The sequence below is a fragment of the Kluyvera sp. 1366 genome, assembly GCF_054823405.1.
In genome coordinates, this window is record NZ_JBTRDW010000009.1 from 16,562 (window position 1) to 41,164 (window position 24,603).

Annotated in this window: 23 protein-coding genes and 5 tRNA genes; 2 read left to right on the top strand and 26 right to left on the bottom strand. The window is 52.9% G+C overall.

Features of this window, described 5'->3' with window-relative positions:
- Positions 1-130: 130 nt before the first annotated feature.
- From gshA to tam, 14 genes are all read right to left on the bottom strand, one after another.
- The gene (gene gshA, locus ACVLVH_RS19265; protein ID WP_192411985.1) at positions 131-1,735 is read right to left on the bottom strand and encodes a glutamate--cysteine ligase; all 1,605 of its coding nucleotides are present in this window, start codon (positions 1,733-1,735) and stop codon (positions 131-133) included.
- A gap of 31 nt (positions 1,736-1,766) precedes the next feature.
- The gene (locus tag ACVLVH_RS19270) at positions 1,767-2,195 is read right to left on the bottom strand and encodes a YqaA family protein (protein WP_101762620.1); all 429 of its coding nucleotides are present in this window, start codon (positions 2,193-2,195) and stop codon (positions 1,767-1,769) included.
- Positions 2,192-2,758 (bottom strand): fructose-1-phosphate/6-phosphogluconate phosphatase, encoded by a 567-nt coding sequence (gene yqaB, locus ACVLVH_RS19275; protein ID WP_008108985.1) that lies wholly within the window; start codon positions 2,756-2,758, stop codon positions 2,192-2,194. The genes ACVLVH_RS19270 and yqaB overlap by 4 nt, the downstream gene beginning before the upstream one ends.
- Before the next feature lie 241 nt (positions 2,759-2,999).
- Positions 3,000-3,076: transfer RNA gene (locus ACVLVH_RS19280), tRNA-Arg, on the bottom strand.
- A 44-nt stretch (positions 3,077-3,120) separates the two neighbouring features.
- Positions 3,121-3,197 (bottom strand) — tRNA-Arg (locus ACVLVH_RS19285).
- Positions 3,198-3,252: 55 nt separating this feature from the next.
- Positions 3,253-3,329 (bottom strand) — tRNA-Arg (locus ACVLVH_RS19290).
- 85 nt (positions 3,330-3,414) lie between these two features.
- Positions 3,415-3,491: transfer RNA gene (locus ACVLVH_RS19295), tRNA-Arg, on the bottom strand.
- A gap of 8 nt (positions 3,492-3,499) precedes the next feature.
- Positions 3,500-3,592: transfer RNA gene (locus ACVLVH_RS19300), tRNA-Ser, on the bottom strand.
- 305 nt (positions 3,593-3,897) lie between these two features.
- Positions 3,898-4,083 carry a carbon storage regulator CsrA gene (gene csrA / locus ACVLVH_RS19305; RefSeq protein WP_008104508.1) on the bottom strand — a complete coding sequence of 62 codons (186 nt, stop codon included), beginning with the start codon at positions 4,081-4,083 and terminating at the stop codon, positions 3,898-3,900.
- Positions 4,084-4,332: 249 nt separating this feature from the next.
- A complete protein-coding gene (gene alaS, locus ACVLVH_RS19310) occupies positions 4,333-6,960 on the bottom strand; it encodes an alanine--tRNA ligase (protein WP_192411987.1) in 2,628 nt (875 codons plus the stop codon).
- A gap of 135 nt (positions 6,961-7,095) precedes the next feature.
- The gene (locus tag ACVLVH_RS19315) at positions 7,096-7,611 is read right to left on the bottom strand and encodes a regulatory protein RecX (protein WP_192411988.1); all 516 of its coding nucleotides are present in this window, start codon (positions 7,609-7,611) and stop codon (positions 7,096-7,098) included.
- Between the two features lie 115 nt (positions 7,612-7,726).
- The gene (gene recA, locus ACVLVH_RS19320; RefSeq protein ID WP_137386329.1) at positions 7,727-8,797 is read right to left on the bottom strand and encodes a recombinase RecA; all 1,071 of its coding nucleotides are present in this window, start codon (positions 8,795-8,797) and stop codon (positions 7,727-7,729) included.
- Positions 8,798-8,890: 93 nt separating this feature from the next.
- Positions 8,891-9,385: a nicotinamide-nucleotide amidase gene (gene pncC, locus ACVLVH_RS19325; RefSeq protein ID WP_192411989.1), complete on the bottom strand. Its 495-nt coding sequence runs from the start codon at positions 9,383-9,385 to the stop codon at positions 8,891-8,893.
- Positions 9,386-9,487: 102 nt separating this feature from the next.
- Positions 9,488-10,264 carry a trans-aconitate 2-methyltransferase gene (gene tam, locus ACVLVH_RS19330; RefSeq protein WP_192411990.1) on the bottom strand — a complete coding sequence of 259 codons (777 nt, stop codon included), beginning with the start codon at positions 10,262-10,264 and terminating at the stop codon, positions 9,488-9,490.
- A 166-nt stretch (positions 10,265-10,430) separates the two neighbouring features.
- On the opposite strand from tam, the gene ACVLVH_RS19335 reads away from it, so the two are divergent.
- On the top strand, positions 10,431-11,318 hold the full coding sequence (locus ACVLVH_RS19335; protein ID WP_110868322.1) for a dihydrodipicolinate synthase family protein: 888 nt from the start codon (positions 10,431-10,433) through the stop codon (positions 11,316-11,318).
- 32 nt (positions 11,319-11,350) lie between these two features.
- Here ACVLVH_RS19335 and ACVLVH_RS19340 read toward each other — a convergent pair whose 3' ends face one another.
- Positions 11,351-11,686, bottom strand: a complete 336-nt coding sequence (locus ACVLVH_RS19340) for a zinc ribbon domain-containing protein YjdM (RefSeq protein WP_192236517.1) — start codon at positions 11,684-11,686, stop codon at positions 11,351-11,353.
- Between the two features lie 85 nt (positions 11,687-11,771).
- The gene (mltB, locus tag ACVLVH_RS19345; protein ID WP_101762612.1) at positions 11,772-12,854 is read right to left on the bottom strand and encodes a lytic murein transglycosylase B; all 1,083 of its coding nucleotides are present in this window, start codon (positions 12,852-12,854) and stop codon (positions 11,772-11,774) included.
- A 366-nt stretch (positions 12,855-13,220) separates the two neighbouring features.
- Between mltB and mutS the strand changes: the two genes are divergently transcribed.
- On the top strand, positions 13,221-15,764 hold the full coding sequence (gene mutS / locus ACVLVH_RS19350; protein WP_280172005.1) for a DNA mismatch repair protein MutS: 2,544 nt from the start codon (positions 13,221-13,223) through the stop codon (positions 15,762-15,764).
- A gap of 108 nt (positions 15,765-15,872) precedes the next feature.
- Here the strand turns inward: mutS and ACVLVH_RS19355 are convergent, their stop codons facing one another.
- The 10 genes from ACVLVH_RS19355 to ftsB form a co-directional block, all read right to left on the bottom strand.
- Positions 15,873-16,619 carry a GolD/DthD family dehydrogenase gene (locus ACVLVH_RS19355; RefSeq protein ID WP_101762610.1) on the bottom strand — a complete coding sequence of 249 codons (747 nt, stop codon included), beginning with the start codon at positions 16,617-16,619 and terminating at the stop codon, positions 15,873-15,875.
- Positions 16,620-16,645: 26 nt separating this feature from the next.
- Positions 16,646-17,953 (bottom strand): MFS transporter, encoded by a 1,308-nt coding sequence (locus tag ACVLVH_RS19360; protein ID WP_192411992.1) that lies wholly within the window; start codon positions 17,951-17,953, stop codon positions 16,646-16,648.
- Positions 17,954-18,324: 371 nt separating this feature from the next.
- Positions 18,325-19,323 carry an RNA polymerase sigma factor RpoS gene (gene rpoS / locus ACVLVH_RS19365; RefSeq protein ID WP_007893257.1) on the bottom strand — a complete coding sequence of 333 codons (999 nt, stop codon included), beginning with the start codon at positions 19,321-19,323 and terminating at the stop codon, positions 18,325-18,327.
- A 48-nt stretch (positions 19,324-19,371) separates the two neighbouring features.
- On the bottom strand, positions 19,372-20,487 hold the full coding sequence (nlpD, locus tag ACVLVH_RS19370) for a murein hydrolase activator NlpD (RefSeq protein WP_192411993.1): 1,116 nt from the start codon (positions 20,485-20,487) through the stop codon (positions 19,372-19,374).
- A gap of 172 nt (positions 20,488-20,659) precedes the next feature.
- Positions 20,660-21,286, bottom strand: coding sequence for a protein-L-isoaspartate(D-aspartate) O-methyltransferase (locus ACVLVH_RS19375; RefSeq protein WP_008104533.1), 627 nt, complete (start codon positions 21,284-21,286; stop codon positions 20,660-20,662).
- Positions 21,280-22,041, bottom strand: a complete 762-nt coding sequence (gene surE / locus ACVLVH_RS19380) for a 5'/3'-nucleotidase SurE (protein ID WP_498949963.1) — start codon at positions 22,039-22,041, stop codon at positions 21,280-21,282. Before surE ends, ACVLVH_RS19375 begins: the two co-directional genes overlap by 7 nt.
- Entirely contained in the window at positions 22,022-23,065 is a 1,044-nt protein-coding gene (gene truD, locus ACVLVH_RS19385) for a tRNA pseudouridine(13) synthase TruD (protein WP_192411994.1), read from the bottom strand. Before truD ends, surE begins: the two co-directional genes overlap by 20 nt.
- The gene (gene ispF / locus ACVLVH_RS19390) at positions 23,062-23,544 is read right to left on the bottom strand and encodes a 2-C-methyl-D-erythritol 2,4-cyclodiphosphate synthase (protein WP_304622230.1); all 483 of its coding nucleotides are present in this window, start codon (positions 23,542-23,544) and stop codon (positions 23,062-23,064) included. Before ispF ends, truD begins: the two co-directional genes overlap by 4 nt.
- A complete protein-coding gene (gene ispD / locus ACVLVH_RS19395) occupies positions 23,544-24,260 on the bottom strand; it encodes a 2-C-methyl-D-erythritol 4-phosphate cytidylyltransferase (protein ID WP_192411996.1) in 717 nt (238 codons plus the stop codon). Before ispD ends, ispF begins: the two co-directional genes overlap by 1 nt.
- Before the next feature lie 3 nt (positions 24,261-24,263).
- A complete protein-coding gene (ftsB, locus tag ACVLVH_RS19400) occupies positions 24,264-24,581 on the bottom strand; it encodes a cell division protein FtsB (protein WP_101762604.1) in 318 nt (105 codons plus the stop codon).
- Positions 24,582-24,603 lie beyond the last annotated feature (22 nt).

The window sequence follows — 24,603 nt, forward strand, 5'->3', positions numbered from 1 at the left end:
ATTTTTTTTAAAACGATGAAACTTTTCTGTTCGTCCAGCGTCTGAATATATGAAAGACGCGCATTTGTTATCATCATCCCTGACAACAGAGATGTTTATTTTGGCCACATTGATGTGGCCATTTTCTTTTCTAGCCTTCGCGACCCGCAAGGTAGCTTTCGAAATCCAGCGTATCGCTCTGTTCCAGCTTCTCTTGTGCCTGCACCGACTCCAGCGCCTGACGACTAAAATCTTCTTCAGTCAGAATCTCTAACGACTCTTCACACAGCAGATGACGATATTGCTCTGCCAATGCCACGCCCGCGCCGGTCAAACCGTTTTCTTTGATCGCATGCAGGATGCGCGCCGAATAGGTTAGCTCAGGATCGTCGAAAGATGCCATCAGTTGATCGCAAACCTGTTGATATTGCGTGTTGCCGTGATTGCTGTCGAGCACTTCCGCCACGCGACGCAGATCGGCAAACAGCGCTTTACCCACTTCAACCAGCGTGTGTTCTTTTTCGCTGCAACCTACAGCAATGACCTGGCCAGGCTTACGCCCTTCCATCACCACGCGATTCCAATTTTTGCGCGTACACAGCAGCTCATCCGCACTCATTTCTGGCGCATCAGCCAGCGTACACCAAATCAGGAACAGATCGAGGAAGCGCGCCTGATCGGCATCTACGCCAATCGCGGAGAATGGGTTGATGTCCAGCGAACGCACTTCAATGTATTCAATACCTCCGCGCAACAGCGCATCGGATGGTGCCTCGCCTGAACGCGTAACGCGTTTCGGACGAATCGGCGCGTACAGCTCGTTTTCAATTTGCAGCACATTGGTGTTCAACTGCAGCCAGTTGCCATCGGCGTCTTTGGTGCCCATGGCGGCATACTCTTCCGACGGCGTTTTAATCGCCGCTTTCAGCGCTGCAACGTAACCTTCCAGCGAGTTAAAAGTGATACCCAAACCGCTCTGCGATTTGTTGGTATAACCAAGGTCGCTCAGGCGCAGTGAGGTGGCGTGAGGCAGCCACAGCGTACCCTTGCCATCACCTTCAAACGGCAGATTGCTCTCGCGCCCTTGCAGGAACGAGGAGCAAATCGCTGGCGATGCACCGAACAGATACGGAATGACCCAGCCGAAACGATAGTAGTTGCGAATCAAACGCAGATAGCCGGCAGAGATGGTCTCTTTACCGCTTTCGGCATCTTTTACATCCGCCCACTCCTGCCAAAACGACAGCGGCAACGAGAAGTTGTAGTGCACGCCAGAGATAATCTGCATCAGCGCGCTGTAGCGATTCTTCAGCCCCTGACGATACAGCGTTTTCATTTTGCCAATGTTCGAGCTGCCATACTGCGCCAACTCGATGCTATCAACGTCATCAATGAAGCCCGGCATGCTGAAAGGCCACAAGCGCTCCTCGCCTAACTCACGCGCCACATGACGGTGAATATCGCGCAGAAACGCCAGTGAGCGATCGATGCTCTGATCAACTGGCGTGATGAACTCCATCAGCGTTTCGGCAAAATCGGTGGTGATCCAATCATGCTTAAGCGCCGAACCGAGTGACTCAGGATGTCCTGTGGTTGCCAGGTGACCATCGGGTTTTACGCGTAATGATTCGCGCTCAATACCACGGCCGATACCCTTTAACGCGTCAGGATGCGCCTCCAGCCAGGAAAGTGCCTTAGATACGTCCGGGATCACGTTAACCTCCCGCTGTGTTAATAATTTATTTTTGTTCAGCATAATGTTAGCCGTAGCCTCGAATCTGTGCGAATCAATGCCACCATTGCATTGTTTGCAATGTGGCGGTCGCGATAACGATATAACGCAGCGTTTTACCCATGGCGAGGAACAGCACTGAAGGTAGCCAGGCAAAGCGCAACCAACCTGCGAGCACGCAGAGTAAGTCGCCCACTACCGGCAGCCAGCTAAAAATCAGTGCTGCAGGTCCTAATCGGTGTAACCACGTCATTGCTGTGTCGTGCCATCGCCCTTGCCCTTTTGGCGGCATCAGGCGACCAAGAAGAATGTTGGTCAGGCCACCCAGCGTGTTTCCCACTGATGCAGCCAATAACAATCCATAAACCGAACCTTTTTGGGCGATCAGCAGTGCAACCAGCACCGCTTCCGAGCTTCCCGGTAACAGAGTCGCGCTAAGAAAGCTGCTGCCGAATAACGATCCATAGGTCAGAAATTCATTCACAGTAAACGGACATCAACCACGTCCATGCCTGCTGCTTTGGCGGCTTGTACGCCGAAGTCAGCATCCTCAAACACTACACAGCGCTCGGGTGCGATACCCATTAATTCAGCGCAGCGTAAAAAGGTATCCGGCTGCGGCTTATGACGCTGTACGTCATCCGCTCCGACCACCGCATCAAACAGGTGGTAAACACCTAACTCTTCGAGTAAGGCTTTTGCCAGGCTGTGTTCACTGCCGGTGCCCACCGCCATCGGACGGCGACCATGATAAGCCTTTACCACGTCCATCAACGGCAGCGGACGCACGTCATCCAGCAACATCGCTTTCAGTGCAGCGGTTTTTTCCGCCGCCAGCAGATGCGGATCGTGCGTTGCATTGTTCTGCTCAAGAATGAACTGCGCCAGTTGCCAGGTTGGAGCGCCATTGAAGCCCACCATTTTTTCTTCATCCATGGTGAAACCATAGCGGCCAAGCACCTGCTGCCAGGCTTTTCGATGTGTCGGCTCAGTATCCAGAATTGTGCCGTCCATATCGAAAATCAGGGCGTCATATTGGTCGTACATTGTCACTCCATCGAGCACCACAAAATGAGCCATTACTTTAGCGTAATGCGCTCAGGTTGTCGCCAGGCACGCTTAACCGCAAATGCTTTGAAAGCATTAGTTTTTTTCGTTTTCAGAAAAAGGTCAGAGTGCAATGCCGTGGATAAACGCCGGTAAATTCAGCGATTTTTTTACAAGTTGATTTGATTGCTGCAGGATTCAGAAACTGAGAGTCAAAAACAGAAAGGTATCGAAGAAGAGATGGTGCATCCAGGAGGATTCGAACCTCCGACCGCTCGGTTCGTAGCCGAGTACTCTATCCAGCTGAGCTATGGATGCATTGAGTTACTGCTGAAGAAAATTTTGAGAAGTTTGAAGAGGAATGGTGCATCCAGGAGGATTCGAACCTCCGACCGCTCGGTTCGTAGCCGAGTACTCTATCCAGCTGAGCTATGGATGCATTGAGGTTTTCTTACGATGGACTAACTGAAACAACCTGAGGATGATACGAAGAATGGTGCATCCAGGAGGATTCGAACCTCCGACCGCTCGGTTCGTAGCCGAGTACTCTATCCAGCTGAGCTATGGATGCATCGAGTTAATTCTTGTACAACGCAGGGTGCTAACAACTCACCATGAAAGGAACTGCTCGTTCACTCTTACTTCACCTTTCCGAATGGTGCATCCAGGAGGATTCGAACCTCCGACCGCTCGGTTCGTAGCCGAGTACTCTATCCAGCTGAGCTATGGATGCATCGGAAATGGCGGTGAGGCGGGGATTCGAACCCCGGATGCAGCTTTTGACCGCATACTCCCTTAGCAGGGGAGCGCCTTCAGCCTCTCGGCCACCTCACCTTACGCGTTCTTCCGAACCGTGCTTCTGAACTTGTTTCTGCTCATCGGCACTGCGTGGCGCACATATTACTTTCCCGGACTTATAAGTCAAACATTTATTTCCAGCCTTTTGTTTGATTGCACAAATGACACTCAATTCGGATGCTTTAGCGACAAAAAGAGTGATTTATCAACAAAGAAAGCCTGCTGGAGAACAGAAATGGGCGTTAAAGAGAATTGGTAATAGAGAGCGAAAAGCGGAAGATGTGTGGGGCTGGAGAGGAAAAACCGGTAGCGCCTCGCTCATGAGCGAGGCGCTGAATCCGTTAGTAACTCGAGGCTTGAGTTTTTTCGGCTTGAATACGCTGATAGATCTCTTCGCGATGTACCGAAACTTCTTTAGGCGCGTTAACCCCAATGCGGACCTGGTTACCTTTTACACCCAGCACCGTTACAGTCACCTCATCGCCAATCATGAGGGTTTCACCAACTCGACGAGTTAGAATAAGCATTCTTTGCTCCTTGAAAGATTAAAAGAGTCGGGCTTGTTCGGTCTCCCGGCCGTATCCATCATATAACGCTGAACAATGCCTATGACAAATACACCATTGTGCTTCGCCATGCCAATACATTCTGCTGATAGTTAGTTTAGCCGAAATACACTACATCAACCGGACTTTGTCATTACCTGGTGTGCACCGCGTTAAAAAAGCGCCAGAAAACGGGCTTCTGGCGCTTATCACAATGCGAAATTTTATACGTTACAGTCGGTCACTGACCCATTCCTGCACGCCTGCCAGCGCGCCAGCCAGCGCCTGCGGATTTGTACCGCCGGCCTGAGCCATATCTGGGCGACCACCGCCTTTACCACCAACCTGAGAGGCCAGTTCGCCAATCAGCTCGCCGGCTTTTACACGGTCAGTAAGATCTTTGGTCACGCCAGCAATCAATGAAACTTTGCCATCATCAACCGTTGCCAGCACGATAATGGCAGACGTTAACTGGTTCTTCAGATCGTCAACCATGGTACGCAACATTTTCGGCTCAACGTTGCTCAGTTCACTGACCAGCAACTTCGTGCCTTTAACGTCAATCGCCTTACTGCTCAGTGACGCGCTTTCCTGCGCAGCTTGCTGATCGCGCAGTTGCTGCAACTCTTTTTCCAGCGCGCGGACGTGATCAACTAAGCCGCGCACTTTCTCATTCAGGTTACTGCTATTGGCTTTCACCAATTGCGCCACATCCAGCAACTGTTGGCTTTGCGCATTCACTTGTGCCAACGCACCTTCGCCGGTTACGGCTTCAATGCGGCGTACACCTGCAGCAGTGCCCGATTCAGACTGAATGCGGAACAGGCCAATATCACCGGTACGCAGCGCGTGAATACCACCACAGAGTTCGGTAGAGAAATCGCCCATGGTCAGCACACGTACGCGCTGATCGTATTTCTCACCAAACAGCGCCATTGCGCCCTTCTGTTTTGCATCATCGAGATCCATGATTTCGGTCTCAACGACAAGGTTGCGGCGAATCTGCGCGTTAACAATATCCTCGACCTGACGGATTTCCTGCGGTTTCATGGCTTCAAAATGAGAGAAGTCGAAACGCAGATATTTATCGTTAACCAGCGAGCCTTTTTGTCCTACGTGATCACCCAACACCTGACGCAGTGCTGCATGCAGTAAGTGCGTGGCGGAGTGATTCAAACGGATGCGCGCGCGACGCGTTTCATCAACCTGCGCATGCAAACGGTCACCAACGCGTAACTGACCGTTGCTCAGCTTACCGATATGACCAATCGCTTTACCATACTTCTGTGTATCCTGAACGCTAAATTCAGCATTCTGCCCAGCCAGCACGCCAGTATCGCCAACCTGTCCACCTGACTCGCCGTAGAACGGCGTTTCGTCCAGCACGACCACCGCGTCCTGACCTGCGCTGATCTGCTCAACTTGCTGACCGTCGACGAACAGTGCTTCGACTGTCGCATTCAGTTCCAGATGGTCATAGCCTTTAAAGTCGGTTGCGGCATCAATGCGAATGACATTGTTATAGTCGGCACCAAAACCGCTGGCTTCACGCGCACGCTGACGCTGCTGCTCCATCGCGGCTTCAAAACCCGCTTCATCAATCTTCAGATTGCGCTCACGGCACACGTCAGCGGTCAAATCCGCCGGGAAACCGAAGGTGTCGTACAGACGGAACACCGTTTCGCCATCAAGCGTATCGCCCTGCAGCTTGGCCAATTCCTCATCCAGCAGCGCGAGTCCACGCTCCAGCGTTTTGGCAAACTGCTCTTCTTCGTTTTTAAGCGCGTTTTCAACATGCTTCTGCTGACGCTTCAGGTCTTCGCCTGCAGCTCCCATCACTTCAATCAGTGGCGCAACCAGCTTGTAGAAGAAGGCTTCTTTCGCACCCAGCATATTGCCGTGACGTACCGCGCGACGAATAATGCGACGCAGCACATAGCCGCGGTTTTCATTCGATGGGATTACGCCATCGGCGATCAGGAAGGCACAAGAGCGAATATGGTCAGCGATAACGCGCAGCGACTTGTTATCCAGATCGGTTGCGCCAGTTACCTGCGCAACTGATTTGATCAGTTTGGCAAACAGATCGATTTCATAGTTGGAGTTAACGTGCTGCAACACGGCAGCAATACGCTCCAGACCCATGCCGGTATCCACTGACGGTTTAGGCAGCGGCTCCATGGTGCCGTCGGCCTGACGGTTGAACTGCATGAAGACGATGTTCCAGATCTCGATGTAACGATCGCCATCTTCTTCCGGGCTGCCCGGTGGGCCGCCCCAGATATGATCGCCGTGATCGAAGAAAATTTCGGTACATGGACCGCAAGGTCCGGTGTCGCCCATCTGCCAGAAGTTATCTGATGCGAAAGCGCTGCCTTTGTTGTCACCGATACGGATAATACGCTCGCGCGGCACACCAATATCGTTAGCCCAGATTTCGAAGGCTTCATCGTCTGTTTCATAGACGGTCACCCACAGGCGCTCTTTAGGCAGCTTGAACCACTGCTCACCCGTCAGCAGTTCCCATGCATAAGCGATCGCTTCTTTCTTGAAGTAATCACCAAAGCTGAAGTTGCCCAACATTTCAAAGAAGGTGTGGTGACGTGCCGTGTAGCCCACGTTTTCGAGGTCGTTATGCTTGCCGCCGGCACGCACACAGCGCTGCGACGTCGTTGCACGCGCATAGTCGCGCTTATCCTGACCGAGGAAAACGTCTTTAAACTGGACCATCCCGGCATTGGTAAACAGCAAAGTCGGGTCGTTGTTCGGTACGAGGGAGCTGCTGGCTACAACCTGATGTCCCTTGCTATGAAAAAAGTCGAGAAACGCTTGACGGATCTCAGCAGTGCTCTTGCTCATAAAATTCCTGGAATCACGCTAACGAACGTTCCCTTTCGCTGGCAAACCCTATCCATCCGGCCTGCCGCTGACTGAGGAACAAAAAGTGGGAATAAGATAAATTTTCTTCAGTGGGAAGTAAAATCACATCGCCTTTCAGTCGTCACTATTTCTGAAAACAGCCTGAATATCTTCCATCATAAAGCCTTTCGACATTAAAAAACGCTGTACCTTGCTTTTCTCAGTCCAGGTTTGCGGTAAGGGTTCGCCAAATTTGCGTTTGGCAAGATCGGCTGCGCACTGGCTCCAGTCTACTTCGGTATCGAATAGCGCCTGATTGATCTCCTCACGGCCAATGCCCTTTTGCTGCAATTCCATACGCACGCGCTGTGGACCATATCCTTTACGTGCACGGCTTTGAATAAAGCGTTCGGTAAAGCGCTCATCGTTGAGCCAACCGCTTTCCTGACACCAGTCGAGCACTTTTTCCAGTAACTCGTCGGGAATGGGCGTATTTTCCTGCTGCTGCAGATAAGCCGCACGTTGGGAAGAGAGCTGTAATTTACGCTTCAGCTCTTCACGACTGTGGTCGCGCTGCGAAAGGATGCGCATAGCGCGGTCGAGTAAACGGGAATATGTTGGCACCGGTGCCGCAGATGGTGATGATGACATAGGATCAACCTTGTTCTAACAGTCGTGCAGGGTCGCAGAGTAAAGCAAGAAGGCAGAGAGGAAAAGCGCTGGCGGGGAAAAGCAAAACGGGAGCATTTCTGCTCCCGTTAATATTTTAGAAATCTTCGTTGGTTTCGCTGGCTTCTTCGCGATCATCCGCGGAGATTTTCGCGGTGTCTGCGGCGGCGGCATCACCACTTAGCAGTAAGTCACGCAGCTTCTTGTCGATTTCATTCGCAATCGCCGGGTTCTCTTTAAGGAAGTTGGTGGAGTTAGCTTTACCCTGACCAATCTTCTCACCGTTGTAGCTGTACCACGCGCCGGCTTTCTCAACCAGTTTGTGCTTCACGCCAAGATCCACCAGCTCGCCAAAGGTGTTGATACCTTCGCCGTACATGATTTGGAATTCAGCCTGCTTAAACGGTGCCGCAACTTTGTTCTTCACGACTTTCACGCGGGTTTCGCTACCTACCACTTCGTCGCCCTCTTTAATCGCACCGATACGGCGGATATCCAGACGAACAGAAGCGTAGAATTTCAGTGCGTTACCGCCTGTTGTGGTTTCCGGGTTACCGAACATCACACCAATCTTCATACGAATCTGGTTGATGAAGATCAGCAGCGTGTTGGACTGCTTCAGGTTACCCGCCAGCTTACGCATTGCCTGGCTCATCATACGAGCGGCCAGACCCATGTGCGAATCGCCAATCTCGCCTTCGATTTCCGCTTTCGGCGTCAGCGCCGCCACGGAGTCGACGATGATGACGTCAACTGCGCCTGAACGCGCCAGCGCATCACAAATCTCCAGCGCTTGCTCACCGGTATCCGGCTGTGAACACAGCAGGTTATCGATATCAACGCCCAGTTTTTTCGCGTACACCGGATCCAGTGCGTGCTCAGCATCGATAAAGGCACAGGTTTTACCTTTACGCTGTGCAGAAGCAATGACCTGCAGCGTCAGCGTGGTTTTACCCGAAGATTCCGGTCCGTAAATCTCAACGATACGGCCCATCGGCAAGCCACCCGCGCCCAGCGCGATATCCAGTGACAGTGAGCCGGTAGAGATGGTTTCGACATCCATTGAGCGGTCTTCACCCAAGCGCATGATGGAGCCTTTACCAAATTGCTTCTCAATCTGGCCCAGTGCGGCAGCTAAAGCCTTCTGTTTGTTCTCGTCGATCGCCATTTCCACTCCTAATCATGCTGGGTGAGTCGACATCAAGTATGTCGCTCGTTCTGTTGCAGCTAATTATACTGTATAGTCATACAGTATCAAGTTTTAATTTATCAGAAATTCATCAAGCAGCGTTTGCAGCGCCCAAGCCACTGACTGACGGCGTACCGCATCACGGTCGCCAGCAAAGATCTGGCGCTGCGCTAGTACGCGCCCCTCTGGACCCACAATCGCAAACCACACGGTGCCCACCGGTTTATCGGGCGTGCCACCTTCAGGACCGGCAATACCGCTTACGGCGATGGCGTATTCTGCCGCTGCCGCTTTAGCCGCACCGGTAGCCATCTCACGCACCGTCTGTTCACTTACGGCGCCATGCTGCTGCAACGTTGTCTCCTGTACGCCGACCATCTGCTGCTTAGCTTCATTGCTGTAAGTAACGAAACCGCGCTCAAACCAGGCAGAGCTACCGCTGATATCAGTAAATACTTTCGCAATCCAGCCGCCGGTGCAGGATTCTGCAGCGGTCACCGTGGCCTGACGTCTCTTCAGCTGTTCGCCAATGCGGTGGCTTAGCTGCTGTAACTGTTCATCGTTCATCGCCTTCTCCCGTTGTGGCGCTTCACGTTAGCAGTAAATGGTGCACTGAAAAGCCCTTTTCAACCTTCAGCCATCATTTCTGCGCAGTGGATTCCAGATACCTCAACCTGTTTTCACTGCAACCATAAACAGACGCGGGAAGGCTAACAAAACCTGGCCGTTACTGCGTGCGGGGTAAGCCGGAATGAGGGCCTGATGATAATCATGAAGAAATGCTGCCTGCTGCGTTTCATCCAGCCCCGCGAGGAAAGGACGCAGCCCGGTGGCACGCAACCAGGTAATGATGCCCTGCGCATCTGCCATCGGGTGATAATAAGTAGTGCGCCAGACATCAACCTGACAACCCGCATCGGTCAGCAGATCGTAATAGCGATCGGTGGTTAGCAGACGTTTGCGATCTGCCGCTTGTGGCGAAATCAGCGCCTGCCATTTTTCATTCGCCGCCACTTCACGCATCAGACGGTGCGATGGTTCTTCAAGATTATCCGGCATCTGAATCGCTAGCGCGCCACCGATGGCCAATTGATCAACCAGATGCGGCAGCAAGGTGTGATGCTCGGTCAGCCACTGCAGCGAGGCGTTGGCATAGACAACCTGCTGCGGCTGTTCAGCCTGCCAGCGACGAATATCGGCCTGCAGGAAATGGCAGTTGGGGAGACGTTCGCGCGCCTGTTCTAACATTGCCGCAGAACTGTCAATGCCGGTTATCTGCGCCTCCGGCCAGGCTTGTGCCAGTAGCTCGGTGCTGTTGCCGGGTCCGCAACCAAGATCGGTGGCAAAGCGCACATCATCGAGCGGAATGCGCTCCAATAGCTCGCGCGCCGGGCGGGTTCGCTCTGATTCAAATTGGCGATACAGCTGTGGATTCCAGTCTTGCATGGCAATGCTCCTGTCTTGGCTGAGGGGTTAAACACTACCTGCTTTTCATGCGTTTATAGAAAGAGAAAAGTGCGATATCTCACCTTTTTGCCCTCGTTAGCTGGTTAGCCTGTGCAGATAGCATTAAGTTAAAACGACGTTTCATTTTCCAACCAAGGAGCTTGATATGTCTGCACAACCCGCATTGCCCGGCGTATGGTGTCCGTCAGTAACGCCCTTTGATAGCAACAATAATCTCGATATTGATGCGCTTGGCCGCCATTTTTCTCGCCTGAGCCAATCAGGCATTGATACCTTGCTGCTGATGGGCAGTATTGGCGAATTTGCCTCGCTCTCGCAGCAGGAGCGCCTGTTACTGATCCGCGAGGCGCGTCAACTCTCGCCCCTGACCATGGTGGCAAATGTCTCCAGCACCTGTATTGCGGACATGCTGCAACTGGCAGATGCGGCCTGGCAGAACGGATTTGATGCTGTAATGGTGCTGCCTCCTTACTATTACGGACAGACACATAAACAGCTGCTGCGCTATTTCAAAGCGCTGGATACACAGCTGGGCGGCAAGTGGTTCGCCTACAATTTCCCCGCACGCACCGGCTGTGATTTAACGCCTGCGTTGGTCGCAGAACTGGCGGCAGAGCTGCCCAACTTTATTGGCATCAAAGACACCATGGATTGCTTGTCGCACAACCGCGCAATGATTGAAGAAACGAAGCAGGTGCGCAGTGATTTCACCGTGCTTTCCGGCTATGACGAATATCTGTTGCCCAATCTACTGGCTGGCGGTTCAGGTGTGATTTCCGGCTTGAACAATATTGTACCGGAGCTATTTGCCCGTGCGATGCAGGCCTGGCGGGCGGGCGATGTAGCGCAGCTCAGTGAGATTCAGCAACGTATTGGTAAACTGATGGCGATTTACACTATCGGCGATGATTTTGTTACCACCATAAAAACGGCTGTTGCACGTCGATTTGATTCAATGCGCAGCGACTCGCGCAATTATGGTGGCGAGCTAACAGCGGAACAGTGCGAGGAAGTGGATCGTTTACTGAGTTGAAACAAACAGGACGGCGCAAAGCCGTCCCATAATTAATTCTTTTTGACGAACTCAGATTTGAGTTTCATCTGGCCAAAACCATCAATTTTGCAATCAATGTTGTGATCGCCTTCGACCAGGCGAATGCTTTTGACTTTGGTACCAATTTTCAACGTCGAAGAGCTGCCTTTAACCTTAAGATCTTTAACGACAGTGACGCTGTCGCCATCGGCTAACAGGTTGCCGTTGGCATCGCGTACCACCAAACCGTCCGATGCATCATCGGCGTTTGCCGTCCAGATATGGCCGCAAGATGGGCAATTCAGATTCTCGCCATCTTGCCAGGTGTAATCGGCGTGGCAGACAGGACAGGCAGGTAAGGTACTCATAAGCGCTCCTCAGAAGTCGGATGCGGTGAAGATGGCACCGCAAATGGGGCGCCATCTTATACCCTCACACTTTATATGGACAGCATTAAAACAGGCTGCCCTGACGTGCTTTAGCCACGGCTTCACCCAACTGCCACACCGCCATTGCATAGTGGGTGCTGTGGTTATAGCGCGTAATGGCATAGAAGTTGGGCAGACCATACCAATATTGATAGCTGGTGCCGAGATCCAAACGCAGCAAACTGACCTGAGTATTGCCGTCCAGCGATCCCTGCGGCGTTAACCCACTCGCGGCTAAGGTGCTGACCGGGTACTTGGTTTTAAAGCCATTCTCCAATGCCGGAGCCTGCCCGCTGGCCGGCACCGCAACGTTCTCGCCCGCACGCCAGCCATGTTCTTTGAAGTAGTTGGCAACGCTACCAATCGCATCAACCGGATCCCAAAGGTTGATATGACCATCGCCATTAAAATCGACTGCGTATTGCTTATAAGAGGATGGCATGAACTGTCCATAACCCATCGCACCGGCAAAGGAGCCGCGCAGATCCAGCGGATCGTCTTGCTCTGTTCGCGCCATCAGCAGGAAGGTCTCCAACTCACCGCTGAAGTAAGCTGCACGACGCGGATAGCTAAATGACAAGGTTGCCAGCGCATCCAGCAAGCGCGTTTTGCCCATTACCCTGCCCCAGCGCGTCTCAACGCCGATAATGCCAACAATGATTTCCGGCGGCACGCCGTAAACCTGCTGCGCACGCTGTAGCGCATCCTGATACTGATTCCAGAATGCCACGCCGTTCTGCACGTTATCCGGCGTAATAAACTTGTTGCGATAGCGAATCCACGCGCCATTCGGTCCGGTTGGCGGCGTATAGCTCGGGGCTTGCTGGTCCATCAGACGCAGCACGTAATCCAGACGCTTCGCCTGGCCGATAACCGCATGCAATTGCTCACGGTTAAAACCGTGTTTTGCCACCATTTGATCAATGAACTGTTCAGCGGCGGGGTTACCCGCAAAATCGCCAAACATCGGTTGAACCGCGTGCGAAGGTTCCAGCAAAAAACCGCCTTTCGGTGCAGGCACAACGGCGGGCTGCTGATGGGATGCAGGCTTACTGCTGCAGGCAGCAAGCAGAGTAATAAGCGGAAGAAGAGCAACCTTAAAACGCATTGGATATCCATAAGCCAGGTGAAACCGGAAGCACTCATGGTAATCGTTCATCGGGGTGACATACAGAGCAATATCTTAAAATTTAGCCGTTTCCCGCCCGTTTCAGCCGGTTGCAACGCGAATTTGCGAAACCGCTCCACACTTTACCTTTTTCATTAAATTTTGCTTTTTACCGTTTGCGGCAATTTGTTATGGTCGGCAGCCATAAAGCCCTGCTGGCGGATGAAGGTTACGCGGCAAAAATGGTAATATCCCGCTTTCGTTATCCGCCCAAGTGATAACGACACTTCCGGGCTGCATTGACCCAGCCTCAGGTAATTAAAAGAATGAATGTTGAGTGAGAATGAGATGAAAGGAGCAGAGCAAATGGACTTTAGTGGCCATACGCCGATGATGCAGCAATACCTGCGCCTGAAGGCCGATCATCCTGACATCCTGCTGTTTTATCGCATGGGCGATTTTTACGAGCTGTTTTACGATGACGCGAAACGCGCCTCGCAACTGCTGGAAATCTCTCTGACTAAACGCGGCGCCTCTGCTGGGGAACCGATTCCGATGGCGGGCGTGCCTTACCATGCGGTTGAAGGCTATCTGGCGAAACTGATCCAGCTCGGCGAATCGGTGGCGATCTGTGAGCAGATTGGCGACCCAGCCTTGAGCAAAGGCCCGGTTGAGCGAAAAGTGGTGCGCATCGTTACACCCGGCACCATCAGCGATGAAGCGTTGCTGCAAGAGCGCCAGGATAACCTGCTCGCCGCCATCTTCCAGAGCCAGCGCGGTTTTGGTTATGCAACGCTGGACATCAGTTCTGGCCGCTTCCGCCTGAGTGAACCCGGCGATCTGGAGACGATGGCAGCAGAACTGCAGCGCACCAATCCGGCTGAACTGCTCTATCCCGAAGATTTCCAGGCAATGACGTTGATCGATCAACGCCGTGGCCTGCGTCGCCGCCCGCTGTGGGAATATGAAATCGATACGGCGCGCCAGCAGCTCAATCTGCAATTTGGCACCCGCGACTTAAGTGGTTTTGGCGTTGAGCAGGCGCATCTGGCGCTACGCGCTGCAGGATGTCTGCTGCAATATGTTAAAGACACGCAACGCACGTCGTTACCGCATATTCGCTCGCTGAGCATGGAGCGTCAGCAGGATAGCGTGATCATGGATGCTGCTACGCGCCGCAACCTGGAGATAACGCAAAACCTGGCCGGCGGCATCGAGAACACGCTGGCGGCGATACTGGATAAAACCGTCACGCCGATGGGCAGCCGTATGCTGAAACGCTGGCTGCATATGCCGCTGCGCGATGTCACTACCATTGCCCGGCGTCAGGAGTCTATCGCAGAACTGCAATCACTTAGTCAGGAGCTGCAGCCGGTGCTGCGCCAGGTGGGCGATCTGGAGCGTATTCTGGCGCGACTGGCACTGCGCACCGCGCGCCCACGCGATTTGGCACGTATGCGCCATGCCTTCCAGCAGTTGCCCGAGTTAAACCAACAACTCGAGGGCGTTGAGGCCACGCAGTTAATTAATCTGCGCTCTCAGATGGGCGAATTTACCGAACTGCGTGAGTTGCTGGAACAGGCGATCATTGAATCGCCGCCAGTGCTGGTGCGCGACGGTGGCGTGATCGCTCCGGGATACAACGCTGAACTCGACGAGTGGCGTGCGCTAGCCGATGGTGCCACCGATTATCTTGATCGTCTGGAAATCCGAGAACGCGAGAAACTCGGGCTGGATACGCTGAAAGTCGGCTTTAACGCGATTCACGGCTACTACATTCAGGTCAGCCGTGGTCAAAGCCATCTGGTGCCGATTCATTACGTTCGCCGCCAGACGCTGAAGAATGCTGAACGCTATATCATTCCTGAACTAAAAGAGTATGAAGATAAGGTCCTGACGTCGAAGGGCAAAGCGCTGGCGCTGGAGAAAGGTCTCTACGATGAGCTGTTTGATCGCTTGCTACCGCATCTTGAAGCCCTGCAAATCAGTGCGGCTGCACTCTCTGAGCTGGACGTGCTAGCGAACCTGGCCGAACGTGCATGGACGCTGAATTATTGCCGCCCGGTGCTGCAAGAAAAAGCCGGCATCCGTATTACTGCAGGCCGCCATCCGGTGGTCGAGCAGGTATTGAAAGAGCCGTTTATCGCGAATCCGCTGTCACTCTCACCGCAGCGTCGCATGCTGATCATTACCGGCCCCAATATGGGCGGTAAAAGTACCTACATGCGCCAGACAGCGTTGATCGCGCTGATGGCGTGGATAGGCAGCTATGTGCCAGCAGAAGAGACCGTCATCGGCCCTATCGATCGCATCTTCACGCGCGTCGGGGCTGCTGATGATCTGGCTTCCGGACGCTCAACCTTTATGGTGGAGATGACGGAAACCGCCAACATTCTGCATAACGCTACCGAAAACAGTCTGGTACTGATGGATGAAATCGGGCGCGGCACCTCAACTTATGATGGTTTGTCGCTGGCATGGGCCTGCGCTGAAAGTTTGGCGAATCGCATTAAGGCCATGACGCTGTTTGCCACCCACTATTTCGAGCTGACCACGCTGCCGGAAAAAATGGAAGGTGTCGTGAATGTGCATCTGGATGCGGTCGAACACGGAGACACCATCGCCTTTATGCACAGCGTGCAGGATGGTGCAGCAAGCAAAAGTTATGGTCTCGCGGTGGCGGCGCTGGCGGGCGTGCCGAAGGAAGTGATTAAGCGCGCGCGTAACAAGCTGAAGGAGCTGGAAGCGTTATCTGGCAGCTCCGCCGCATCCACAGTGGAAGGTTCGCAAATGCAGTTGCTGGTGGCAGAAACCTCACCGGCGGTTGATGCGCTTGAGGCACTGGACCCAGACAGCTTAACGCCGAAGCAAGCGCTGGAATGGATCTATCGCTTGAAAACGCTGGTGTAGTTATTCGCCCGCCCAGAAGCAACGTTCTGTGCGGGCCATTTTTTCTTTCTTACAATTCCCTGGTGTTAAGCAATTTCAGCGGGCTCATACTAATCAACTCGCCCGGCTTTAAATCACACTATATCCCCCATCGATCACTAAATTCTCGCCATTGACCATTGCCGCTTCATTGCTGCTGAGATACAGCACCGTACTCGCGACTTCGTCTGGTGTGGCAAAACGTCGTGATGGGATTTTTGATTTCATCTGCTCCGCTCTCTCCCCATGCCAGTAACGCTTACCTAATTCCGTCTCAACCACCGTTGGTGAAATGGCATTAGCGGTAATACCAAACGGTCCCAACTCCGCTGCCAACACTCGCGTGAAAGACACCATGCCTGATTTGCTGGTGCAATATGCCGCGTGCTCATTGAGTGCAATGACGCTGGCCTGTGAGGCGATGTTAATCAGGCGACCAAAACCGTGTTCTTTCATATAACGGGCACAATGCTGAGCGAGGAAGAATGGCGCGGTCATGTTAATCAACATCGTGGTATTCCAGCTGGCGAGTTGCACTTCGCCCACGGATTCCAGCATGCCAATACCGGCGTTATTGACCAGGATGTCAATGCGGCCAAAATCATGGTGAATCTGCTCAACCAGTTCGCCAAGCGCTTCGACATTAGCCAGATCGAAAACGTAACCTCGCGCAGGGTTGTCCATCTTGCTGGCAACCGTTTTTACCTCTTCTGCGCGATCGATCATCGCCACTTGGGCACCCGCAGCACTTAAACAGCGGGCAATGGCGTAACCAATTCCCGATGCGGCGCCGGTGACGATGGCGACCTTATTTTGCAGTGAAAATGGTGTTGTCATGTTGTGGTCCTTTTCATTGAGGGTATTTATTCGGATTCGCTGGCCGTGGTCTTGAAAGGAGCGTTACGCTCTATTTTTGGTTGGGGATCACGAATAAAGAATGTCATGACGCCGCCAGCAAAATAGAGAACGGAGAAAGTAATAATCACGTGCTTGATTTCAAATGACAGGCCGAACATTAGTGCGGCAACCGCCGGACCAATTAGATTACCGAAACCACCCCCCAGATTTTGCACCGAAACCGCAGCGCCTTTATGCTGCGGCGCCAGCATCGGGAAAATTGCCCCCATTGGCACAAAGGAGGTGAGCGTTAAGGCTAATAACAGCGCGCAGACAATGGCTAACGCCAGATTACCTGGGAAAAATGAGGGTAAAAAATAGAAAGCGGCAGTGGTAATCGTGCATCCGAAGAAACCAAACCAGCGCATCTGAAAAATCCAGCCAATACGATCGCCAATAATGCCCCAAAGCACATTGGTTATTGGTTGAACCAGGAAAAATACGCCCCAGATAGTCGCCCACTCTTTAGTAGAAAATCCTAATTCACGGGTGAAATAGATCGGCATAAATACCGGCAGGCCAAATAATGCCACATTACATAAGATGCGTGTTATCAGCGCAAAGAACATACTGCGGTCTTCGAAGATCAAGGTTATTCCACGCGATATTTCGCGTAATTTTTCTTTGTGACTGACGCCGTCACTATTTAGATTATGTTCATTCTTATTTTTTACCATGAGCAATATAATTACACCGCCCACCGCAGCAAACAGCAGTGAAAGCCAAAGCGTATTGATGAACCCAATTTCAGGCACCAGAAGGCCGGAGAGGAAGGAAGCTGTAATGCCATAACCAATGGTAAACATCGACCATATCCAGCCGGTTGCGGAGGCAAGTCGATGCTCAGGCGTGCGCTGCACCACTAATACATAGAATCCATAAAAAAACAGCGGATAAGCGAAGCCGCGCAACGTATAACTCACCAACATCAAGGTAAAGTTATTTTCACTTACGCCAAAATAAACAAATACGGCATGTAACACCATCCACCAAATAGCGCCGGTGAGCATAATTTTCTTCGGACCATAAATTTCACTGACGGCACCGGAAAGCCAACTTGAAACTGCTGCCGTTAACGCATAAACGGTGAAAACTAATGAAACTTGTTTTTCTCCATAGCCGAGATCGTAGAGATATCGGGAGAGATGAGCCAGTTCGATGCCATCGCCGGTCATGAAGATGGCCATCGCAATATATCCCCATAGCAGAGATATTGGCATCCCAAAAACCACTCTGGAGTATTGTGACTTTGTACTGCTGCTTTGCACACGCATTGTTCTTCTCACTCCCTTTTAGTTATTCATTGCTTGAATATCCTGGTGATACAGCGAGCAAGAAAATGGCATAGCACCGTGTTAAAAACTTTTATCAGAGTGACACGGAGAAAGGAAATAAGGCAAAATTGCAAAGAAAGTCGTGCGCAGCATTACAATTCTCTAAATGAGAGCAAGATAAATTGAGCATTTATTAGATGTTTAATTAACATCTAATAGATTTAGTTTACGTTTATCTATTTAGGTGAGGATTTAAGTGATAGCGTTAAAAGATTTTACTTCGATGAATTAACAAAGTGCTGTCTGTTTATTTTAACCAATAAAAAAGCGGTGGTTTTCACCACCGCTTCTTGTATTAACCACGTATTCTGTTATTCACGAAACAGTGCTTCGATGTTCAAACCTTGCGTCTGCAGAATCTCACGCAGACGACGTAGTCCTTCCACCTGAATCTGACGTACGCGTTCACGGGTCAACCCGATTTCACGACCGACATCTTCAAGCGTTGCCGCTTCGTAGCCTAACAGGCCGAAACGACGCGCCAGCACTTCACGCTGCTTGGCATTCAGTTCAAACAACCACTTAACGATGCTCTGTTTCATATCATCGTCTTGCGTGGTGTCTTCCGGACCGTTGTCTTTCTCATCGGCCAGGATATCCAGCAGCGCTTTTTCGGAATCGCCACCCAAAGGTGTATCGACCGAGGTAATGCGCTCATTGAGACGCAGCATACGGCTCACGTCATCAACAGGCTTGTCTAGCTGCTCGGCAATCTCTTCAGCACTTGGCTCATGATCAAGCTTGTGCGAAAGTTCACGCGCGGTACGCAGGTAAACATTTAACTCTTTAACGATGTGGATTGGCAGACGGATGGTACGGGTTTGATTCATAATCGCCCGTTCAATTGTCTGACGAATCCACCACGTGGCGTAAGTTGAGAAACGGAACCCACGTTCTGGGTCAAACTTCTCTACGGCGCGAATCAAGCCGAGATTACCCTCTTCAATCAGATCCAGCAGCGCCAGACCACGATTGCTATAACGACGGGCAATCTTTACTACCAAACGTAAGTTACTTTCAATCATGCGGCGGCGAGATGGAATGTCACCCCGCAGTGCACGGCGCGCAAAGAAGACTTCTTCTTCTGCCGTCAGCAGCGGTGAATAACCAATCTCTCCGAGGTAAAGCTGCGTCGCATCCAAAACGCGTTGCGTCGCACCCTGTGACAACAGCTCTTCTTCCGCTACGTCGTTGTTATCACCAGGTTCGTTCTCAACGAGAGCCTTCTCATCAAAAACCTCAGCTCCGTTGTTTTCCTCGAATTCCGCATCTTCATGTAAATCGTTAACTTTCAGCGTATTCTGGTTCATTAGCGGCTCCTACCCGTGATCCAAGGGCAGAACCAAGGTTCTGCCGGATTATCGCTGCGGTAAATAACGCAACGGGTTTACGGATTTCCCCTTGTAACGAATTTCAAAGTGCAATCGTACTGAACTGGTACCGGTGCTACCCATGGTAGCGATTTTTTGCCCCGCCTTAACTTCCTGTTGTTCCCGGACCAGCATAGAGTCGTTATGGGCGTAGGCGCTCAGGTAGTCATCATTGTGTTTGATGATGATTAAATTACCGTACCCACGGAGCGCGTTGCCTGCGTACACCACTCTTCCCGAAGCTGTGGCGACAACAGGTTGTCCACGCGAACCGGCGATATCGACCCCTTTGTTTCCGCCTTCCGCAGCGGAGAAGTTATCGATGATCTTCCCATCAGTCGGCCAACGCCAGCTTCCCACTGGAGTTGTGCTATTAGTCGTGCTGCTGACTGTAGGTGGTGCGACAACCGGAGCTGTGGTCGTTGCCACATTATTTGCTCCTTTCGACGGCAGCAATTTGCTACCCGACGAATTACCCGAATCATCAGAATACGTAATAACAGGTTGCTGTGCAACAGGGGTGGATTTAATTTGCGTCTGGCTCGGTGTAACTGGCACGCCGCCCTGCGTTGCATCGGCGGCAGTAATCGCGTTTCCACCGGTAATGGTCTGGCCGTTACCATTACCAACCTGCAGCGTTTGCCCGGCGTTCAAGCCATACGGGGCTGCAATATTGTTACGCTGTGCCAGATCGCGGAAATCGTTGCCGGTAATCCAGGCAATGTAGAACAGGGTATCGCCACGTTTTACGGTATAAGTTTCACCACCGTAGCTACCTTTAGGAATATTCCCATAATTGCGATTGTACACAATGCGACCATTTTCCGTGGCCACATTGTTATTGTCACTTACCATTCCACCTGACGGTTGTGTCGATGGTGTGCCGCCGCTTAACATTCCGCCACGTGGCATCGCGGGCACAGCGCTGTTTTGCGAAGAGATCATGCCGCCGCTTGGGGCTGAAGCCATACTGCTATCGCCGCTATTACCACCAATCTGGCTAATGGGTGCCTGTGTATTATCGCCAGAACTACAGCCCGCCAGCCAAAAACCTACCAATGAAAGTGCCGCCAAACGGCGTAATTGAAATGCTGTGCTTCCCATGCTCACTGATCCCCCGTGATGGCAACCCTGAATATAAATGTGTAACGGCGTTAACCGCATTATCCACTGCGCGTAACGTTAAAAACGGTTTTTAGCATTGATAAACAAGGATAGTAACAATATCAACTGTGCCGTGCCATGTAACAGTTGTGAAGAATTGCGTAATGCTGTCCTAGGCCAGATCGCCCTGAACCAACGGCACAAAGCGCACGGGTTCGATGATTTCTTCAATCAATTCATCGCCCTGACGACGCAAACGCTTCAATACCTGCTGATCCTCGCCAACCGGCAGCACCATTTTGCCGCCGTCACCTAATTGCGCTATCAGCAAAGTCGGAATTTCAGGCGGTGCGGCGGTCACGATAATGGCATCAAACGGACCACGCGTCGCCCAGCCCTGCCAGCCATCGCCATGCCGGGTAGAGATATTATGCAGATCGAGTTGCTTGAGGCGACGCTTAGCCTGCCACTGCAAGCCCTTGATGCGTTCGACGGAATAAACATGATTAACCAGATGCGCCAGAATCGCGGTCTGATAGCCAGAACCGGTGCCGATTTCCAGCACGCGCGATTCCGGCGTGAGCTCTAACAAGGCGGTCATGCGCGCCACCATGTAAGGCTGAGAGATGGTTTGGCCGTTGCCAATCGGCAGCGCAACGTTTTCCCACGCTTTATGCTCAAACGCCTCATCGATAAAACGCTCACGAGGCACATCGGCAATGGCTTTCAGCAGGTGTTCATCATGAATGCCCTGCGCGCGCAGCTGCTCCAAAAGCGTTTCGATGCGGCGATTCACCATGCGAGTTTTACCTCTGCCTGGGTCAGCCAGTCACTCAATACTTCTTGTGCCGCATGCGCGGTCAAATCCACATGCAGCGCGGTCAACGAAACGTAGCCCGCATCCACCGCAGCGAAATCGGTATCCGGGCCTGCATCCAGCTTTTGCCCCGGCGGGCCAATCCAGTAAAGCGGCTGGCCGCGCGGGTCTTCGGTGCAGATAACCTGATCGGCGGGATGGCGGCTGCCGCAGCGGGTCACACGGAAACCTTTGATCTCCGCTAACGGCAAATCAGGCACGTTGATATTAAGAATACGGCCGGTACGCAGCGGAGCGCGCGACAGCGCACGTAACAGCGTACAGGTGATGGATGCGGCGGTGTCGTAATGCTGATGTCCATTGAGTGAAACAGCGAGCGCAGGCAAGCCAAGATGGCGCCCTTCCTTTGCCGCAGCGACGGTACCGGAGTAAATCACATCGTCGCCAAGGTTGGGACCGGCGTTGATGCCGGACACTACGATATCGGGACGCGGCTGCATCAGCTTGTTCACGCCGAGGAACACGCAGTCGGTCGGCGTGCCCATCTGCAACGCGATATCGCCGTTTTCATGTGTAAAGGTACGCAGCGGCGTCTCCAGCGTGAGCGAGTTTGATGCGCCGCTACGATTGCGATCGGGCGCGACAACCTGCACCTCGGCAAACTCACGTAAAGCACGCGCCAGCGTCTGAATACCCGGCGCATGGATTCCATCATCGTTACTCAGCAATATCCGCATCGTTACCTTCTTGTTGGAGAAGCTCACGCACCACGCTGGTGGCAAAACTGCCGGCGGGCAGCCAGAACTGCATCTCCAGCGTCACATCGTCCCACCATTCCCAGCGCAGATCCTTTGGCACCACCAGCATTGCACGACGCGCGGCATCAACCCGCTCGCGCTCAAGCAGTGTAATCAATTCTTCTGCGCCTGCCAGGCTTTGCTGCTCAAAAAGCAGCGCGTCGCCTTGCGGACCCGCATCACCGCGACCCGGCAGCGGCGCAGTGATGCGCAGTTGATGATTATCGATGCGCTGCTGCAAGTCAGGCAACTCTTCCGCCTGCGCCACGAACCAGCTGCCGCGACCGGCCAGCTGTACCGCATCGCCCACCTGCACCACATCCAGTGCGCCATCACGCTGCAAACGCGCGCTGGTCACCTGATTAAACAGATGGCTGCGGGTCGCTGACAACAGCAAACCTTTCATATTGCGATCGCGCGGACGGAATGTCTCTTTCGCCCACTGTTTCGCCTGCGTCAGGTTGTTGCCGCCACGACCAAAGCGCTGCTCACCAAAGTAGTTCGGCACGCCGCGCTGTTGAATCTGCTGTAAACGTGCGTCGACTTCACGGCGATCGGAGATCTGACGCACCACTAAGCGGAACGCATTGCCCGCCAGCGCGCCGGTACGCAGTTTGCGTTTGTGGCGAATCACCTGCAGGATTTCAACGCCTTCCAACTGGAATCCCGCCAGATTCGGCATGCCATTGCCGGGCACGCGGAAACAGAGTGTTTGCTCGGTGACTGCATGACGATCTTTCATGCCGGCATAGCTAAGGTCGCGCACCGGCACACCGAGAAATTTGGCGATGGCTTCAGCGACAAAGCGCGTATTGCAGCCAATTTTGCGGATGCGCACCAACAGCTGTTCACCTTCGCCATCATAGGGATAGCCAAGATCTTCAATCACCACGAAATCTTCGGGATTGGCTTTGATGACGCCGGTGGCAGTCGGCACGCCGTGCAGGTAATGCAGTTCACTCATGCCTGATCGGCCTTTATCAGCAGCGCAACCGCTTCACAGGCAATGCCTTCGCCACGCCCGGTAAAGCCCAGCTTTTCGGTGGTGGTGGCTTTGACGTTGACGTCATCCATATGGCAACCAAGATCTTCGGCGATATTGACGAGCATCTGCGGCACATGCGGCAACATTTTCGGTGCCTGCGCAATGATGGTCACATCAACGTTACCGATGCGATAGCCTTTCAGCTGAATCCGACGCCAGGCTTCGCGCAGCAAACCGCGGCTGTCAGCGCCTTTAAACGCCGGATCGGTATCCGGGAACAACTTGCCGATATCGCCCATCGCCACCGCGCCGAGCAAGGCATCCGTCAACGCATGCAGCGCCACATCACCATCAGAATGGGCAATAAAACCGTGTTCGAAGGGAATACGCACCCCGCCAATCACTAACGGACCCTCGCCGCCAAAAGCGTGAACGTCAAAACCGTGACCGATACGCATCATGCGCTCTCCTGTAACTGAATCTGGGTAAGATAGAAGGCCGCCAGCGCCAGATCTTCTGGCCGCGTCACCTTAATATTGTCGCTGCGTCCACTCACCAATTCCGGGTGATAACCGCAATACTCCAGCGCCGACGCTTCATCGGTAATGGTAGCGCCTTCATGGAGTGCGCGCGTCAGACAAGCGGTAAGCAGTTGATGCGGGAAAAATTGCGGCGTTAACGCGTGCCATAAATCTTCGCGTTCAACGGTGTGGGCGATGGCGGTTTTGCCCGGTTCGGCGCGTTTCATGGTGTCGCGCACCGGCGCCGCCAGAATTCCGCCAACCTTGCTGTACTCACGTACCGCCAGCAGGCGTGCTAAATCGTCCGGATGCAGGCAAGGACGCGCAGCGTCATGCACCAGCACCCATTCGCTGTGTTGAATGGCGTTTAAGCCCGCCAGCACCGATTCGGCGCGCGTGTCGCCACCGGTCACGCGGAGAATACGGGAATCCTGCGCCAGCGGTAGTGAATCGAACCAGCCATCATCATTGCTGACCGGCACAATCACCTGTTTTACCGCAGGATGTGCCAGCAGACGTGCGACGCTGTGTTCAAGAAGGGTGAATTGACCAATGGTCAGATACTGTTTTGGGCAGGCAGCCTGCATTCGGCTGCCCACACCTGCGGCGGGCACCACGGCAATTACATCCGCAAGGATCGGGCGCTTGTTCATGGCTTATCGTTGTTGATTTTGCGCAGCTTGTTGCGCGTTACGTTTGTTCTGGTCTGGCACCAGACGATAGAAAGTCTCACCGGGCTTAATCATGCCCAGTTCATTACGTGCGCGTTCTTCGATCGCTTCAGAGCCGCCATTGAGATCGTCAATTTCGGCGAATAGCTGATCGTTACGCGCTTTAAGCTTGGCGTTATTCGCCTGTTGTGTCGCGACGTCTTCGTTGACGCGCGTATAGTCATGAATACCGTTCTTACCCAGCCACAGGGAATATTGAAGCCATCCCAGCAGCACGAGTAGCAGTAACGTCAGTTTTCCCATCCCCGCCCCCTGAAAAACGGCC

Excerpts from the sequence above, each read along its gene's own strand:
- gshA (WP_192411985.1), bottom strand. The coding sequence starts at position 1,735 with ATGCTGAACAAAAATAAATTATTAACACAGCGGGAGGTTAACGTGATC.
- yqaB (WP_008108985.1), bottom strand. The coding sequence starts at position 2,758 with ATGTACGACCAATATGACGCCCTGATTTTCGATATGGACGGCACAATT.
- csrA (WP_008104508.1), bottom strand. The coding sequence starts at position 4,083 with ATGCTTATTCTAACTCGTCGAGTTGGTGAAACCCTCATGATTGGCGAT.
- alaS (WP_192411987.1), bottom strand. The coding sequence starts at position 6,960 with ATGAGCAAGAGCACTGCTGAGATCCGTCAAGCGTTTCTCGACTTTTTT.
- ACVLVH_RS19315 (WP_192411988.1), bottom strand. The coding sequence starts at position 7,611 with ATGTCATCATCACCATCTGCGGCACCGGTGCCAACATATTCCCGTTTA.
- recA (WP_137386329.1), bottom strand. The coding sequence starts at position 8,797 with ATGGCGATCGACGAGAACAAACAGAAGGCTTTAGCTGCCGCACTGGGC.
- pncC (WP_192411989.1), bottom strand. The coding sequence starts at position 9,385 with ATGAACGATGAACAGTTACAGCAGCTAAGCCACCGCATTGGCGAACAG.
- tam (WP_192411990.1), bottom strand. The coding sequence starts at position 10,264 with ATGCAAGACTGGAATCCACAGCTGTATCGCCAATTTGAATCAGAGCGA.
- ACVLVH_RS19335 (WP_110868322.1), top strand. The coding sequence starts at position 10,431 with ATGTCTGCACAACCCGCATTGCCCGGCGTATGGTGTCCGTCAGTAACG.
- ACVLVH_RS19340 (WP_192236517.1), bottom strand. The coding sequence starts at position 11,686 with ATGAGTACCTTACCTGCCTGTCCTGTCTGCCACGCCGATTACACCTGG.
- mltB (WP_101762612.1), bottom strand. The coding sequence starts at position 12,854 with ATGCGTTTTAAGGTTGCTCTTCTTCCGCTTATTACTCTGCTTGCTGCC.
- mutS (WP_280172005.1), top strand. The coding sequence starts at position 13,221 with ATGGACTTTAGTGGCCATACGCCGATGATGCAGCAATACCTGCGCCTG.
- ACVLVH_RS19355 (WP_101762610.1), bottom strand. The coding sequence starts at position 16,619 with ATGACAACACCATTTTCACTGCAAAATAAGGTCGCCATCGTCACCGGC.
- ACVLVH_RS19360 (WP_192411992.1), bottom strand. The coding sequence starts at position 17,953 with ATGCGTGTGCAAAGCAGCAGTACAAAGTCACAATACTCCAGAGTGGTT.
- rpoS (WP_007893257.1), bottom strand. The coding sequence starts at position 19,323 with ATGAACCAGAATACGCTGAAAGTTAACGATTTACATGAAGATGCGGAA.
- nlpD (WP_192411993.1), bottom strand. The coding sequence starts at position 20,487 with ATGGGAAGCACAGCATTTCAATTACGCCGTTTGGCGGCACTTTCATTG.
- ACVLVH_RS19375 (WP_008104533.1), bottom strand. The coding sequence starts at position 21,286 with ATGGTGAATCGCCGCATCGAAACGCTTTTGGAGCAGCTGCGCGCGCAG.
- surE (WP_498949963.1), bottom strand. The coding sequence starts at position 22,041 with ATGCGGATATTGCTGAGTAACGATGATGGAATCCATGCGCCGGGTATT.
- truD (WP_192411994.1), bottom strand. The coding sequence starts at position 23,065 with ATGAGTGAACTGCATTACCTGCACGGCGTGCCGACTGCCACCGGCGTC.
- ispF (WP_304622230.1), bottom strand. The coding sequence starts at position 23,544 with ATGCGTATCGGTCACGGTTTTGACGTTCACGCTTTTGGCGGCGAGGGT.
- ispD (WP_192411996.1), bottom strand. The coding sequence starts at position 24,260 with ATGAACAAGCGCCCGATCCTTGCGGATGTAATTGCCGTGGTGCCCGCC.
- ftsB (WP_101762604.1), bottom strand. The coding sequence starts at position 24,581 with ATGGGAAAACTGACGTTACTGCTACTCGTGCTGCTGGGATGGCTTCAA.